At 63.5% G+C, this 14132-nt stretch carries 16 protein-coding genes; 8 read left to right on the top strand and 8 right to left on the bottom strand.

Annotated features, from left to right (window positions below):
- Positions 1-9: 9 nt before the first annotated feature.
- Genes ACSQ3S_RS20655 through ACSQ3S_RS20645 form a run of 3 tightly spaced genes read right to left on the bottom strand, consistent with a single transcriptional unit; the run spans position 10 to position 2697 of the window.
- Positions 10-690: a methionine ABC transporter permease gene (locus ACSQ3S_RS20655; protein ID WP_436143591.1), complete on the bottom strand. Its 681-nt coding sequence runs from the start codon at positions 688-690 to the stop codon at positions 10-12.
- Positions 683-1495: a methionine ABC transporter ATP-binding protein gene (locus tag ACSQ3S_RS20650; RefSeq protein ID WP_436143590.1), complete on the bottom strand. Its 813-nt coding sequence runs from the start codon at positions 1493-1495 to the stop codon at positions 683-685. The genes ACSQ3S_RS20655 and ACSQ3S_RS20650 overlap by 8 nt, the downstream gene beginning before the upstream one ends.
- Complete coding sequence (locus ACSQ3S_RS20645) at positions 1495-2697, bottom strand: acyl-CoA dehydrogenase family protein (protein WP_436143589.1); 1203 nt, start codon at positions 2695-2697, stop codon at positions 1495-1497. The genes ACSQ3S_RS20650 and ACSQ3S_RS20645 overlap by 1 nt, the downstream gene beginning before the upstream one ends.
- Positions 2698-2892: 195 nt before the next feature.
- Here ACSQ3S_RS20645 and ssuE point away from each other — a divergent pair, with 195 nt between their 5' ends.
- The 7 genes from ssuE (at position 2893) to ACSQ3S_RS20610 (ending at position 9829) form a co-directional block, all read left to right on the top strand.
- Complete coding sequence (gene ssuE, locus ACSQ3S_RS20640; protein ID WP_436143588.1) at positions 2893-3480, top strand: NADPH-dependent FMN reductase; 588 nt, start codon at positions 2893-2895, stop codon at positions 3478-3480.
- 21 nt (positions 3481-3501) lie between these two features.
- Entirely contained in the window at positions 3502-4461 is a 960-nt protein-coding gene (locus ACSQ3S_RS20635; protein WP_436143587.1) for a sulfonate ABC transporter substrate-binding protein, read from the top strand.
- A 16-nt stretch (positions 4462-4477) separates the two neighbouring features.
- Entirely contained in the window at positions 4478-5620 is a 1143-nt protein-coding gene (gene ssuD / locus ACSQ3S_RS20630) for an FMNH2-dependent alkanesulfonate monooxygenase (RefSeq protein ID WP_413446706.1), read from the top strand.
- Positions 5620-6402 (top strand): aliphatic sulfonate ABC transporter permease SsuC, encoded by a 783-nt coding sequence (ssuC, locus tag ACSQ3S_RS20625; RefSeq protein WP_436143586.1) that lies wholly within the window; start codon positions 5620-5622, stop codon positions 6400-6402. The genes ssuD and ssuC overlap by 1 nt, the downstream gene beginning before the upstream one ends.
- Positions 6403-6426: 24 nt before the next feature.
- A complete protein-coding gene (locus ACSQ3S_RS20620) occupies positions 6427-7230 on the top strand; it encodes an ATP-binding cassette domain-containing protein (RefSeq protein WP_436143585.1) in 804 nt (267 codons plus the stop codon).
- A gap of 167 nt (positions 7231-7397) precedes the next feature.
- Positions 7398-7964 carry a YceI family protein gene (locus ACSQ3S_RS20615; RefSeq protein WP_176651377.1) on the top strand — a complete coding sequence of 189 codons (567 nt, stop codon included), beginning with the start codon at positions 7398-7400 and terminating at the stop codon, positions 7962-7964.
- 89 nt (positions 7965-8053) lie between these two features.
- The gene (locus ACSQ3S_RS20610; protein ID WP_436143584.1) at positions 8054-9829 is read left to right on the top strand and encodes an amidohydrolase; all 1776 of its coding nucleotides are present in this window, start codon (positions 8054-8056) and stop codon (positions 9827-9829) included.
- Here ACSQ3S_RS20610 and ACSQ3S_RS20605 read toward each other — a convergent pair whose 3' ends face one another.
- Together ACSQ3S_RS20605 and ACSQ3S_RS20600 are read right to left on the bottom strand one after the other, a co-directional pair.
- Positions 9830-10417 carry a chromate transporter gene (locus ACSQ3S_RS20605; protein WP_353403758.1) on the bottom strand — a complete coding sequence of 196 codons (588 nt, stop codon included), beginning with the start codon at positions 10415-10417 and terminating at the stop codon, positions 9830-9832.
- Positions 10414-11004 carry a chromate transporter gene (locus ACSQ3S_RS20600; protein WP_436143583.1) on the bottom strand — a complete coding sequence of 197 codons (591 nt, stop codon included), beginning with the start codon at positions 11002-11004 and terminating at the stop codon, positions 10414-10416. Before ACSQ3S_RS20600 ends, ACSQ3S_RS20605 begins: the two co-directional genes overlap by 4 nt.
- 177 nt (positions 11005-11181) lie before the next feature.
- On the opposite strand from ACSQ3S_RS20600, the gene ACSQ3S_RS20595 reads away from it, so the two are divergent.
- On the top strand, positions 11182-11400 hold the full coding sequence (locus ACSQ3S_RS20595; protein WP_413446647.1) for a hypothetical protein: 219 nt from the start codon (positions 11182-11184) through the stop codon (positions 11398-11400).
- 253 nt (positions 11401-11653) lie between these two features.
- On the opposite strand, the gene ACSQ3S_RS20590 is transcribed toward ACSQ3S_RS20595, so the two are convergent.
- The 3 genes from ACSQ3S_RS20590 to ACSQ3S_RS20580 form a co-directional block, all read right to left on the bottom strand.
- The gene (locus tag ACSQ3S_RS20590; protein ID WP_353403761.1) at positions 11654-12559 is read right to left on the bottom strand and encodes a PAS domain S-box protein; all 906 of its coding nucleotides are present in this window, start codon (positions 12557-12559) and stop codon (positions 11654-11656) included.
- Positions 12560-12942: 383 nt separating this feature from the next.
- Positions 12943-13341 carry a hypothetical protein gene (locus ACSQ3S_RS20585; protein ID WP_176651372.1) on the bottom strand — a complete coding sequence of 133 codons (399 nt, stop codon included), beginning with the start codon at positions 13339-13341 and terminating at the stop codon, positions 12943-12945.
- A 101-nt stretch (positions 13342-13442) separates the two neighbouring features.
- Positions 13443-14084: a phosphohydrolase gene (locus ACSQ3S_RS20580; RefSeq protein ID WP_353403762.1), complete on the bottom strand. Its 642-nt coding sequence runs from the start codon at positions 14082-14084 to the stop codon at positions 13443-13445.
- Positions 14085-14132: the final 48 nt, after the last annotated feature.

Here is a 14132-nt window from a genome sequence, read left to right as displayed (position 1 = left end):
TTTTCCTTGTTAGCGTTTGTCGATACGTTTGGCGATGCGGTTGCCGGTGAACTGGATCAGCTGCACCATGGCGATGAGGATGGCGACGGTGGCGACCATGATGTCGGTCTCGAAACGGTAATAGCCGTAGCGGATGGCGAGGTCGCCGATGCCGCCGCCGCCCACCACACCGGCTACGGCGGAATAGGACAGGAAGCTGATCGACAGCACGGTCAGCGCCAGCACCAGGCCGGAGCGCGCTTCCACCAGCAGCACGCGCAGCACGATCTGCAGTTCCGACGCGCCCATCGCGTGCGCCGCTTCGATGACGCCGCGCGGCACTTCGCGCAGGTTCTGTTCGACCATGCGGGCGAAGTAGGGCACAGCGGCGAACGACAGCGGCACGGCGGCGGCCAGCGGGCCGATCGAGGTGCCGGCGATGACGCGGGTAAACGGCACCAGCGCCACCAGCAGGATGATGAACGGGAACGAGCGGACGGTGTTCACCAGCCAGCCGAGCGCCAGGGCGGCGGGACGGTTTTGCAGCGATTGTCCGTCGGCGACCAAAAACAGCACGATGCCGAGCGGGCCGCCGATCAGCACCGCGGCGGACAGGCCGATGCCGAGCATCGCCAATGTCTGGCCCAGGGCGGTCCACATTTCCGGCAGCATGGCGATGATGTTGGTCAGCGAGATGGCAAGTTCAGACATAGGCCGCCTCCGGGGTGGCGTCGCTGGCGGCCAACGAGCTGGCGGTGCGCGTGGCGGCCAGTTCCCGTCCCAGCGCGGTCTTGCGCGGCGCTGCCAGGTCGGCGTCGTCGTCGAGGGCGAATTTCTCGGCGATGGCGCCGTCTTCGATCACGGCAACGCGATTGCAGATTTCTCCCAGCACCGACAGCTCGTGGCTGACGATGACGATGGTCACCGCCAGGCGCTGGTTGATGTCGCGCAGCGTGGCGAGCAGCGCGCGCGTGGTCTCGGCATCCAGCGCGGATGTCGGCTCGTCGCACAGCAGCACGGCCGGTCCGCTGGCCAGCGCCCGCGCGATGGCGACGCGCTGCTTCTGGCCGCCCGACAGTTGCGCCGGATAGCTGGCCGTCTTGCCGCTCAGTTCAACCAGCTCCAGGCAATCGTTGACGCGCGCGGCGATCTGCTGCGCCGTCAAGCCGCCGTGGATGCGCAACGGGAAGGCGACGTTGTCGAACACTGTCGCGTTCTGCAGCAGGTTGAACTGCTGGAAGATCATGCCGATACTGCGTCGCGCATCGCGCAGGTCACGCCGCGACAGGGCGGTCAGCGCGCGGCCGTCGACGGCCACGGAGCCGCTGTCAGGCTGCTCCAGCAGGTTAATCAGGCGCAGCAAGGTGGACTTGCCGGCGCCGCTCTTGCCGATCAGGCCGAAGATTTCGCCTTCGTGCACGTCCAGCGACACGTCGCGCACGGCGTGGAACTCGCCGCCGTCGGGCAGCGCAAAGGTTTTGCTCGCATGTTCGATGCGGATCAGGGGAGTAGTCATTATGAATATGCGGTTGGTTCAGGCAGCGTGCCGTGGAGCGCGTAGCGTCCGAGGTCGCGCAGTTTGTAGTCGACCGGGTCGTGCAGCGTGTGCACGCGGACGTTGCGCCAGAAACGGTCGTAGCCGTATTTGGCGGACGTGGAGCGGGCGCCGGTCAGTTCGAAGATCTGGTTGCTGACATCGACGCCGGCCGTGTGGGCCAGCACCTTGGCCTCTGCCACCGCAATCGCCAGCTCGCCGCGCTGCCGTGCCGTGACGGCGGCGCCAAGGCGGAACAAGCGCTCCAGTTCCTGCGCGGCGTGGTCGGCCAGCACGGCGGCGGGACGCAGCTTGAGCCACAACTGTCCGTAGCGATGCTGGATCAGCGGATCGGCAGCGGCGCTGGCCACGCCGGATGCGAACCACGGCCGCGCCTCGTCGACGGTGTAGGCCCGCGCCGCCTCGAACGCACCTTCGCCTATGCCGAGGTAGAGATTGGCCATGATCAGCTGCGCCACTTGCGAACGCAGCGTGGCCAGCGGCGTGGGCGCATGGCCGGGCGTCTGCAGCACCTGCGTGGACGGCAGCGGCACCTGCGTGAAATGCACATTGCCGCTGTCGGTCTGGCGCTGGCCGAAGGCGTCCCAGTCGGCCTGTACTTCCACGCCTTGCTGGCGTGTGGGCACCACGCCGATCAGGGCGCTCTGCGATTCCTCGTGCCAGGCGGAGATGGTCAGCCAGTCCGAGCCCACCGAGCCGGATGAGAAACTCTTGACGCCGTCAAGCACGAAGCCATAGTCGGCGTCGGCGGCGATGGTGCGGCGGTCCAGCGGATTGAGCGCATTGCCCCAAAACAGGCGCTGTTCGACGGTCTGCGTCAGGAAGCGGCGCTGCTGTTGCGGCGTGCCGTACAACTGTATGCCGGCGAGCTGCAGATGATGGAAGCCGAAGACGTGGGCCAGAGCGCTGTCGGCGCGGGCCAGTATACGGATGACGTGGCAGACCGTGGGCCAGTCCGCGCCCTGGCCTCCATATTCGGTGGGGATCGACAGCGTGAGCAGGCCGGAGTCGCGCATCCATTCACGCTCCTGCGCCGCATGGCCGCCGGCCTGGTCGCGGGCGTTGGCGGTTTCCGCAAGACGCCCGGCCAGTTCGGCCGCAACGTCCAACGGGTCTGGTGCCGCGTCCTGTGCTGAACGCGTTTTGAGTAGTGCTGTAGACATGGTATGTCCGTATGAAGGTATCGGTATTTTTAGTATTGCATCCGGCTCCTCATGCCGTACACGAAGAAATCCGGCTTTCCATATGCGGAAAAATCATGCGAGGAAAACCGCATATCAAAACGTAAAACTATTCGTTTTGATTTCAAGGGTGCGGACTTATTCTGGCTGCCACCAACAACAATGGGGACCAGCACCATGACCATTCTTCTGATCGGCGGCAGCCCGGCACTACCTTCAAGCACCGGCCGTTTGCTGGACCACGTGGGCGGCAAGCTGGCTGCGCTCGGCCATCGTCACAGCGCGCTGCAGGTACGCGATCTGCCGGCCAGGGCCCTGTTGCATGCGGATACGGCGGACCTGGCGATCAAGCGCGCGCTGGCCGCCGTCGCCGCCGCCGAGGCCATCGTGATCGCCACGCCGGTCTACAAGGCATCCTTCACCGGCATCCTGAAAGCGTTTCTCGACCTGCTGCCGCAGGACGGCCTGGCCGGCAAGCTGGTGCTGCCGATCGCCACCGGCGGCAGCCAGTCGCACATGCTGGCGCTGGACTATGCGCTGCGCCCGGTGCTGCATGCGCTGGAGGCGCGCCATGTGCTGACCAGTATCTACGCCACATCTCAGCAGCTGGTGTGGAGCGAGGGCAGCGGCCTGACGCTGGACCAGACCATCGCATGGCGCGTCGAGGCGGGCGTGGCGGCGCTGTCGTCCGGCCTGCAGGCCTCGAGCGCGGCCGTCGACGAAATCTATATGGCGCCGGCGCAGCCTGTGCGCCTGGCCCGCTAACCATATCCATAAGGAGTATCCATGAGCATCGAACAAAAACGCGCCGCGCGCCGTCATACATTGGGATGGCTGTTTGCCGCCGGCGTGTTCGCGGCCGGAGCGCCGGCCACCGTGTCGGCGCAGGCCAAACAGGAAGTTCGCATCGGCTACCAGAAGTACGGCACGCTGACTTTGCTGAAAGGGCGCGGCACACTGGAGCAGCGCCTTGCCGCTCAAAACATCGTCGTCAAATGGACCGAGTTCCCGGCTGGTCCGGTACTGCTGGAAGGCCTGAACGTCGGCAGCATCGACTTCGGCACCGTCGGCGAAGCGCCGCCCATCTTTGCGCAGGCCGCCGGGGCCAACCTGGTTTATGTCGGCAATGAGCCGCCGTCGCCGGGCAGCGAGGCGATTGTCGTGCCCAAGGATTCGAAAATCCGCAACCTGGCCGATTTGAAGGGCAAGAAGGTCGTGCTGAACAAAGGCTCGAACGTGCACTACCTGCTGGTGAAGGCACTGGAGAAGGCCGGCGTCGGCTACAAGGACATCGAGGCGATCTACTTGCCGCCGGCCGATGCGCGCGCGGCGTTCGAACGTGGCAGCGTCGACGCGTGGGTGATCTGGGATCCGTTCCTGGCCGCCGCCGAGAAGCAGCTCGGCGCCCGCGTGCTGGCCGACGGCAAGGGGCTGGTCGCCAATCACCAGTTCTACCTGGCCTCGCGCACCTACGCCGAGAAGAATCCGGAGATCGTCCGCATCGTACTGGAGGAAATCGCCAAGGTGGACGAGTGGGGCGAGAAGAATCCGAAAGAAGTCGCGGCCATATTGTCCGCGCAGACCGGGCTGCCGGTCGACGTGGTGGCGCTGGCCGCGTCGCGCTATGCCTACGGCGTCAAGCCGATCAGCGCGGACGTGCTGGTGCAGCAGCAGAAAGTCGCCGACGCGTTCTCCAACCTGAAGCTGATACCCAAGCCGATCTCGGTCAAAATGGCGGCGCAATAAGGAATTGATCATGTCCCTGAATATTTTCTGGTTTATCCCTACCCACGGCGACAGCCGCTACCTCGGCACTTCCAAGGGCTCGCGTCCGGTCGATGCCGATTATCTGAAACAGTGCGCGGTGGCCGCCGATACGCTGGGCTACGATGGCGTGCTGCTGCCGACCGGCCGTTCCTGCGAGGACGCATGGGTGGTGGCATCGTCGCTGATCAGCGTGACGCAAAAGCTCAAGTTCCTGGTCGCGATCCGTCCCGGCCTGACCACGCCGGGACTGGCGGTGCGCATGGCGTCCACCTTCGACCGCTTGTCCAACGGCCGCCTGTTGATCAACGTCGTCACCGGCGGCGACCAGGGCGAGCTGGAGGCGGACGGCCTGTATGCCGACCACGCCAAGCGCTACGAGATCTCCGATGAATTCATCCGCGTGTGGCGCGCCTCGCTGTCCGGCGAGGGCGGCGACGCGGGCTACGATTTCGAGGGCAAGCATATAAAGGTCAAGGGCGCAAAAACGCTGTACCCGGCGGTGCAGAAGCCGTATCCGCCGCTGTACTTCGGCGGATCGTCCGAACCGGCGCATGCGCTGGCGGCCGAGCAGATGGATGTGTACCTGACCTGGGGCGAGCCGCCGGCCGCCGTGGCCGAGAAGATTGCCGACATCCGCGCGCGCGCCGCCAAGCATGGCCGCACCGTGAGGTTCGGCATACGCCTGCACGTGATCGTCCGCGAGACCAACGAGGCGGCGTGGCGCGCGGCCGATGAATTGATCAGCCACCTGGACGACGACATCATCGCCAAGGCGCAGGCGGCGTTCAGCAAAATGGATTCGGTCGGCCAGCAGCGCATGGCGGCCCTGCACGGCGGCAGCCGCGACAAGCTGGAAGTGTCGCCAAACCTGTGGGCCGGCGTGGGGCTGGTGCGCGGCGGTGCCGGCACGGCGCTGGTGGGCGATCCGGAGACGGTGGTGGCGCGCATCCAGGAGTACGCCGACCTGGGCATCGAGACCTTCATCTTCTCGGGCTACCCGCACCTGGAGGAATCGTACCGCTTCGCCGAACTGGTGTTCCCATTGCTTGGCAAGGGCAAGGCGGCCGGCGAGCAATCGCTGAGCGGTCCGTTCGGCGAGGTGATGGCCAGCGACATCCTGCCGAAGAAGGCCGCGTAATGGCGACGGCCAAGCATCCCAACGGCCGACGCCAAAGCGCCTGGGCGCCATGGATACTGCCGGTGCTGCTGATCGCCGGCTGGCAGGCGGCGTCGCAGCTGGGCATTCTGTCCAGCCGCATCCTGCCGGAACCGTGGGCGGTGGCCAAAGCCTTCTGGATGCTGGCCGCCTCCGGCGAACTATGGGTCCACCTGCGCACCAGCCTGTGGCGCGCGGTGAGCGGCTTCGCCATCGGCGCCGGTCTTGGCTTGCTGCTTGGCCTGCTGACAGGCAGCTTCCGGCGCGCCGAAACGCTGCTCGACACCACGCTGCAAATGGTGCGCAACATTCCGGCGCTGGCGCTGATCCCGCTGGTGATCCTGTGGTTCGGCATCGACGAGACTGCGAAACTGTTCCTGCTGGCGGTGGGCGTGTTCTTCCCGGTGTACCTGAACACCTTCCACGGCATCCGCTCGGCCGACCAGGGACTGATCGAGATGGCCCGCAGCTACGGGCTGTCCGGCTGGCCGCTGTACCGCGACGTGATCCTGCCGGCGGCGCTGCCGTCGATACTGGTCGGCGTGCGCTTTTCGCTGGGCCTGGTGTGGGTGCTGCTGATCGTTGCCGAAACCATCTCGGCACAGGCGGGCATCGGCTATATGACGATGAATGCCCGCGAATTCCTGCAGACCGATGTAGTGTTGGTCGGCATCCTGTTGTATGCCTTGCTGGGCAAGCTGGCCGACCTGCTGTCGCGCGGGATGGAGAAGCACTTCCTGCGCTGGAATCCCGCTTACCGCTGACTGATGAGCAACTGAGGAGCAACCATGCATATTTCGACCGCTTTATTCGACGTGGCGCCACCGGCGCGGACACCGGAGCCCGCCCCGGCGCCGGCCAGGCGCCAGGGCGTTACGCTTGCGCTGGACGGCGTCAGCAAATCGTTCGGCGCCCGCAAGGTGCTCAGCGACGTGCAGCTGGAATTGCGGGCCGGCGAATTCGTCGCCGTGATCGGCCGCAGCGGCTGCGGTAAAAGCACGCTGCTGCGCGCCATCGCCGGACTGGAGACCACCGACGCCGGCCATATCGCCGTCGGCAAATCCGGCATAGGCGCCAGCATCCGCATCATGTTCCAGGAGGCGCGGCTGCTGCCGTGGAAGACGGTGCTGGAGAACGTGGCGCTGGGCTTGCCGCGCTCGTTGAACGCGGCCGCGGCGACGCTGTCCACCGTCGGCCTGGCCGAACGCGCCGAGGATTGGCCGGCGGAATTGTCCGGCGGCCAGCGGCAGCGGGTCGCGCTGGCGCGCGCGCTGCTGCACGAGCCGCAGTTGCTGCTGCTTGACGAACCGCTGGGCGCGCTCGATGCATTGACCCGCATCGAGATGCAGCAGCTGATCGAAGCGCTGTGGCAGGCGCGCGGCTTCACCGCCGTGCTGGTGACGCACGACGTGCAGGAGGCGCTGGCCCTGGCCGACCGCGTGGTGCTGATCGAGGACGGCCGCATCACGCTGGACCTGAAAGTCGACCTGCCGCGTCCGCGCGCGCGGGGCAGTGCGGCATTTGCCGCTTTGGAACAGCACTTGCTGGGCCGCATCCTCCATCATTCCCCGGCCGTCGCGGCCGCCGCGTAAGCGCCTCCCTCCCTATCTTTTGGCAGGTTCCCTTCCAAAGCCACCGGCGTTATCATCGATTTTATCGATAGTAACGCGGTAAATTTTTCGTTTTACAACTTTAGATGTCACGAGCATAATCGGTGCCACTCATTCTTATCAATTGTTCCAAACATCTGGAGTTCTTAATGAAAAAAATCTTCGCACTGCTGATCGCCGCCGGCATCTCCCTGTCCGCCTTCGCTGCACCGGAAACCTTCAACACCGATCCTAACCACACCTTCGCGCGTTTCGAATACAGCCACTTCGGCTACAACACGCAGCAAAGCCGCTTCAACAACACCAGCGCCAAGATCGTGCTGGATCGCGCCGCCAAGACCGGTTCGGTCGACGCCACCATCGACACCAAATCGGTCGATACCGGCTCGAAGCTGTTCGACGGTCACATCCAGGGCGAAGACTTCCTGGACACCGCCAAGTTCCCGACCATCACCTACAAGTCGACCAAGTTCAACTTCGATGGCGACAAGCTGGCATCGATCGACGGCAACCTGACCATCAAGGGCGTCACCAAGCCGGTCAAGCTGGTCATCACCCATTTCCAGTGCATGGATCACCCTATGCTGAAGAAACTGGCTTGCGGCGCCAACGCCACCGCCAGCATCAAGCGTAGCGAATTCAACGCCGGTAAATACGCACCGTACGTCGGCGACGACGTCACCCTGACTTTCGCAGTCGAATCCATCAAAGAGTGATGAACTGAGCCTGGCTCAATTCGTTCGCCTCTGATGTGGGCCGGCGCGGTGCAAGCATCGCGCCGGCCCGTTTATTTTTAGGAGTAGTCATGAAATTGAACCAGCTCGCATTCGCGGCGGCATTGGTCTGCGCCGCTCAAGTCCAAGTGCAGGCTCAAGCCGCATCCGACCTGATCATCACCAACGGCAAGATCGCCACGATGACCAGGGAGGGCGCCTTCGCGCAAGCGCTCGCCATCAAGGACGGCAAGATCGAGGCCGTCGGCAGCAATGCCCAGATCCTCAAACTCAAGTCCGCCAGCACCCAGCTGATCGACGCCGGCGGCAAGACCGTGATCCCCGGCCTTAACGACTCCCACCTGCACGTCATCCGCGAAGGCTTGAACTACAACGCGGAACTGCGCTGGGACGGCGTGACCTCGCTGAAGAAGGCGCTGCAGATGCTCAAGGAGCAGGCCGCGCGCACCCCGGACGGCGCCTGGGTCAAGGTGGTCGGCGGCTGGAACGAATTCCAGTTCGAGGAAAAACGCCTGCCGACGCTGGCCGAAATCAACGAGGCGGTGCCGGACAAGCCGGTGTTCCTGCTGTACCTGTACGGCCTGGGCTTCCTGAACCAGAAGGGCATCGCCACGCTGGGCTACGACGCCGACACCAAATTCAAGGACGGCGTGGTCGAGCTGGGCGCGGATGGCAAGCCGACCGGCCTGCTGATCGCCAAGCCGAACGCGATGATCCTGTACACCACGCTGGGCAAGACCAACGTGCTGCCGCGCGAGCAGCAACTCAATTCGACGCAGCAGTATTACACCGAGCTGAACCGCCTCGGCCTGACCAGCGCCATCGACGCCGGCGGCGGCGGGCAGGCCTATCCGGACGATTACGCGGTCAGCCTTGAGCTGGCCAAGAGCGGCAAGTTGACGGTGCGCACCTCGTATTACCTGTTCGCGCAAAAGCCGGGCAAGGAGCTGGAAGACTACCAGCGCTGGCTCACGCTGACCAAGCCGGACAAGAACGACCACCTGTTCTACGCCAACGGCTACAACACCGAGGGCGGCGGCGAGAACCTGGTGTGGAGCGCGGCCGACTTCGAGAACTTCCTCGAGCCGCGCCCGGACATGCCGCCGCAGATGGAAAGCGAGCTGGAGCCTGTGCTGCGGCTGCTGATCAAGAACCGCTGGCCGTTCCGCATCCACGCGACCTATGACGAGAGCATAGACCGCGACCTGGCTGTGATCGAAAAAGTCAATAAAGACATGCCGCTGAACGGCCTGCGCTGGTTCTTCGACCATGCCGAGACCATCAGCGACGGACAACTGGCGCGCGTCAAAGCGCTGGGCGGCGGCATCGCGGTGCAGAACCGCATGTACTTCCAGGGCGAGCTGTACTGGAAGCGCTACGGCGCGCAGACGCGCCAGATGCCGCCGATTAAGAAGATGCTGGAGATGAAGATTCCGGTCGGCCTGGGCACGGACGGCACGCGCGTCAGCAGTTACGGGCCGTGGCCGTCGATCTACTGGGCGGTGACCGGCAAGACGGCCGGCGGCCTGAGCGTGTGGCAGCGCAAGGACGTGCTCAGCCGCTATCAGGCGCTGAAGCTGATGACGCAGGGCAGCGCGTGGATGAGCGGCGAGGAAAAGCTGAAGGGAACGCTGGCCGTGGGCCAGTATGCCGACCTGGCGATACTGCCGCAGGATTATTTCTCGATGGACGTGGAAAAGATCAAGAACCTCGAAAGCAGCCTGACCATCGTCAACGGCAAGGTGGTGTATGCGGCGCAGGAGTTCAAGCAGCTCGCGCCGGCCTTGCCGGAAGTGCAGCCGGACTGGAGCCCCGTGAAATACTACGGCGGCTACCAGAACAAGTAGCTAGACCAGCTGGAACCAGCCCAGCACCGCGCCCGCGGCCAGCAGCAACAGCAGGTGAACGCGGGTGCGCCAGATGATCAGGCCGGCCACCACCGACAGGGTCCACAGCGGCCAGTCGGTGGTCCAGTCGCGGTGCGCGCTGCCGAGGATGATGCCGACCGATACCATCAGCCCGACCACCACGGGCGCCATGCCTTGCTTGAAGGCCCGCACGCCCAGCAGTTCACGGTTTTGATGGCCCCAGCGCGCCGCCAGGTAGGTCAGCGTGGTGCTGGGCAGCATGATGCCGGTCATCGTCACCACCACGCCGGCCAGGGCCGCCGTGTAGCTGCCGGCGTTGAGGCCGACGTTCCATCCCATCAGCGCGACGAACAGCACGTTGGGGCCCGGCGCCGCCTGGGCGATGGCGATCGAATCGTTGAACTGCGATTGCGTCAGCCAGTGATGTTCCTCGACCAGGAAGCGGTGCATTTCGGACGTGGTGGAAATCGCGCCGCCGATCGACATCAGCGACAGCAGCATGTAATGCGCGAACAGGTTGACCCAGTCGCCCAGGCTCAGCACCAGGTGCAGCGGAGCGTCGCTCATGGCTGGCTCCCCTTCAGCTTGCGGTAGGTGAGCGCGTAGCCCAGGCCGCCAAGGATCAGCAGCGTGTAGGCCAGCGGCAAGTGCAGCACCACCACGAACACCACGCACAGCAGCGCCATGACACCGGTCAGCCACATCGGCAGCGGATGCCTGGTCAGCGCGGAGGCAAGCTTGAGTCCGGTTGCCGCGATCATGCCGGCCGACACCGCCGCCATGCCGCGCAAGGCGCCGGCCACGCCCGCGTGGTGGGCGAAATGGGAGTGCAGCACGGCCAGCACCAATACCAGCAGCAGCGGCACGGTCAGCATGCCGGCCAGCGCGACCAGGCCGCCGCGCAAGCCGTAGTAGCGGCTGCCGATCATCAGCGACAGGTTGACCACGTTGGGGCCCGGCATGATCTGCGCGACCGCCCATTCCTCGATGAATTCTTCCTGCGTCAGCCAGCGCTTGCGCTCGACCATTTCACGCTGGACGACGGCCAGCACGCCGCCGAATCCCTGCAGCGCCAGAATGGTGAAGGAAAGAAACAGATCGAGCAGGGAGGTGGGGCGGAGGCGTGGCTGGGGCTGGGACGGGGCGGAAGTCATGCGGCATTATCGCGCTGGTGTTGCCGCGTGTCTATGCGTACGACTTCGTAACGGGGCCGGAAACATTTAAATCCTGAAATGATAGGAAGCTGACATTGACTTTGCTTTAGTCTCGCTCATACTCCACTAGCACGTGATTTGATCAGGGTCAAAGCCCTTAACTTCTTGCCAAGGATCATGATGAACGTTTCGCTACTTCAGGCTTCCCCTCAAGCCGGACTTCTTCAGCAACGAAGCAATGAACAATGCAGTGCCGTGGTGGACCGCGGCATCCTGGTGCAGTCCAGTTTCAATACCGTGTGCGCGATTGAATATATGAAGTCGCACAACATCGACCCGCAAGTCATTGAACGGGTGCTATTACACCCCGAACAGCGCCGAAAAATCCATCATTAAGCCTGCTTCCATACGGGATCCACGTATACTTATGCACAAATCATGTTGATAAGAATTCTTTTAAAAAGTTTTCTTGCTACAATGTGAGACACCTTAAGTCATTGATTTTTAAGGGGTTTGATATTGCCTTTTGCATGAGCAGTTTGTTGAAACCCGCATAGGTACGGGCTTCCTGCCTTGTCAAGAGGGGGTTGTCCACATAGATATCCACAAAGTCTGTGGATATCCGGAAAAACGCTTAACAATCCATTACTTAGAGCGGTTTTTTCAGCGCCTGCAGGACGCTGGCGACGATGATGTAGGAGGCGTGGGTGCCCGTGCCGTTACGGGTGGCGGTGGCGCGCAGCCTGACTTCCGTGCCGTCGCGGCGCCAGGCGTTGATCACGTCGGTCCACGCTTCACCTTCCTTCAGCGCATTCAGCGCGTCGGCCAACTGGTCGCGTGGGTAGGGCGGCGCGTGCAGCAGGCGCGGATCGGCGCCCTGCAATTCTTCCCGGCTGTACTGGAATACTGCACAGAACTTGTCGTTGACCGAGGTGATCTTGCCGCGCGCGTCGAGCGTCATGATCACCGCGTGCTGGTCGACGGCGGCCAGCAACTGGCGTGCCTCGTCCAGTTCGGCCTGCAGCTTGAGTTCGCGCTTGTGTGCCTCCTCCAGGCCGGAATAGGCGCGCAGCGACGAGATCACCGTGGTGAACAGCTTGCGCGTGGTTAGGTCGGTCTTGCACCAGAAATCATTGATGTCGTAGTCGAGGATGATGCTGTGTTCCAGCGCCTGTCCCGGCTGTCCGGTGCGCAGCACGATGCGCACCAGGTTGTTGTGCAGCGTGTCGCGGATCTGGCGCGCCACGTTCAGGCCGGCGTCGCTGGTTTCCATGATGACGTCCAACAGCACCAGCGCGATGTCCGGCGTATTGCGCAGCGTGGTCAGCGCTTCCTCGCCGCTGTAGGCATGCAGGAAGCTGAGCCGGCGTCCCTGGAAGCAGGCATTGCTGAGAGAGAATTTGGTGACCACGTGAACATCGACGTCATCATCCACGATCAGCACCCGCCATGGCGGCGGCGCCGGTGTTGCGCTGGGGCTGCCGGCCTGGGTCTGGCTGGCCGGCGGCGCCTCGTCTTCTATCATCCAATCGGTGTCGTCGTCGTTCTGGTTCATGCATGGATCCCACGAGAAGTCGAACAAGGGAATTGCGGACCTTCACAGTGACACTATTCCTCGCCAGCACTTTTGTCAAAGGATTCCCTGCTTGGGCGGTGCGAGGTGTCGCCAGTCCTACTTATGCACAAAAAAATATTTTTCAAGGTCTCGAAAAAATGCGCCGGGCTGGAATTTTCCTTTATGTAAGTCTTTGATTTTATTGGGTAAATATTTTGCCTGTGGATTAGGCATTTTGTTCAAACCCGCGCCGTTACAGGCGTTCTCTGCTGTCAAGTGGCAGTTATTCACAACCTTATCCACAGTTGATGTGGATATCTGGAAAAAGCGCTTTAAATCCGGTTGCTTACCGGCTTTTCTTCAGAAACAGGGTTTGTTCGGGTTTATAGCGTCGACAGTAATTTGCGTACCGCGGCATGCACCATGACGATATCCGGTCCGTCGTGCAGCAGCGCGTTGTACTTGGCACGGAACTCGGCGTCGCCGTCTTCGGACGGGCCGATCAGTGCTTCGATTGCTTTGCGGAAGGCGGCGGCATCGGCGGCGGAGATCGGTTCCGGTTCGTCGAGGCGCTCGTCCATCTGCGCCATCAGGCCGGACAGTTTCTGCAGCCAGGCGAAATGCGGATGGTTGGCCACCAGCTGTAAATGCTCCAGCGGGCTGCCGACCGCGCCGAAGTACTGCGTCTCCACATGGATCAGCTGCTTGTGCAAGTCGCGCAGCGCGCGCGCCAGCGCCGTCAGTTTCGCGCGTTCGGACAGGTCGGAATCGGGCAATGCCATGAGTTACTCCAAAGGTTAGCTTGAGCGCCTAGTGTACCCACCAGCGATGCGCTTGCCTACACGCTAAAAGTCCAGTTGGCGTGGTCCGCAGTATCGGACACTCAAGCGCTGAGCGCCTTCAGGCGGTCCAGCTCGGCCAGGAAGCGTTCGCTGGCCAGGGCCGGCGGCCACGGTTCCCAGGGCGAGCCGCCATACACCGCCTGCAGCGGATCGTCGTTCAGCGGCGGCACCGTGATCTTCAATGTTTGCAGCACTTCCTTCGCCGACCATCCCACCACGTGCACGGCCTCGCTGGCGGCGGCCAGGCGGTCGGCCATCTTGTGGGCGGCATACTCTTTCGGCGTCCAGTGCTGCAGGCCGTAGCGCAGGAAGACGGCGTTCTCCAGCCGCACCGTCAACGCCTTGAAGCCTTCGCCCAGGAACGGCTTCAGCGGCGAGACGCAATCGAAGCCCAGCAAGCCTTCCTCCGCATCGTGCAGCAGCTCGCGCAGCGCGGCCAGCGGCGCCAGTTCGACGCCGACCGCCGTGCAGGCGGCCGCGCGCAAATGCATCACCGTCAGCGAATGCTGCGCCACCGACAACGGACGCGGCCATGCCGAGTGGCCGCCCCAGCGGTAGGTGCGCGCCAGTCCCAGCGCCAGGTCCGAATCTTCCCAGTCAAAGGGCGTGGGGTCGAGCAGGTCCAGCCGGCGCTCCGACGGCATGCGGACCCAGGCGCGGATTTCATGATGATCGCGACCCATGCGTCACTTCCCCTTATCTATGGCTCAGGCTCCATCCTACACCGAAGT

This window comes from Duganella sp. LjRoot269 (assembly GCF_964254095.1).
GTDB lineage: Bacteria > Pseudomonadota > Gammaproteobacteria > Burkholderiales > Burkholderiaceae_D > Rugamonas > Rugamonas hordei.
The sequence above is the reverse complement of the archived record's forward strand: the minus strand, read 5'-3'. Positions and strand labels throughout refer to the sequence as shown.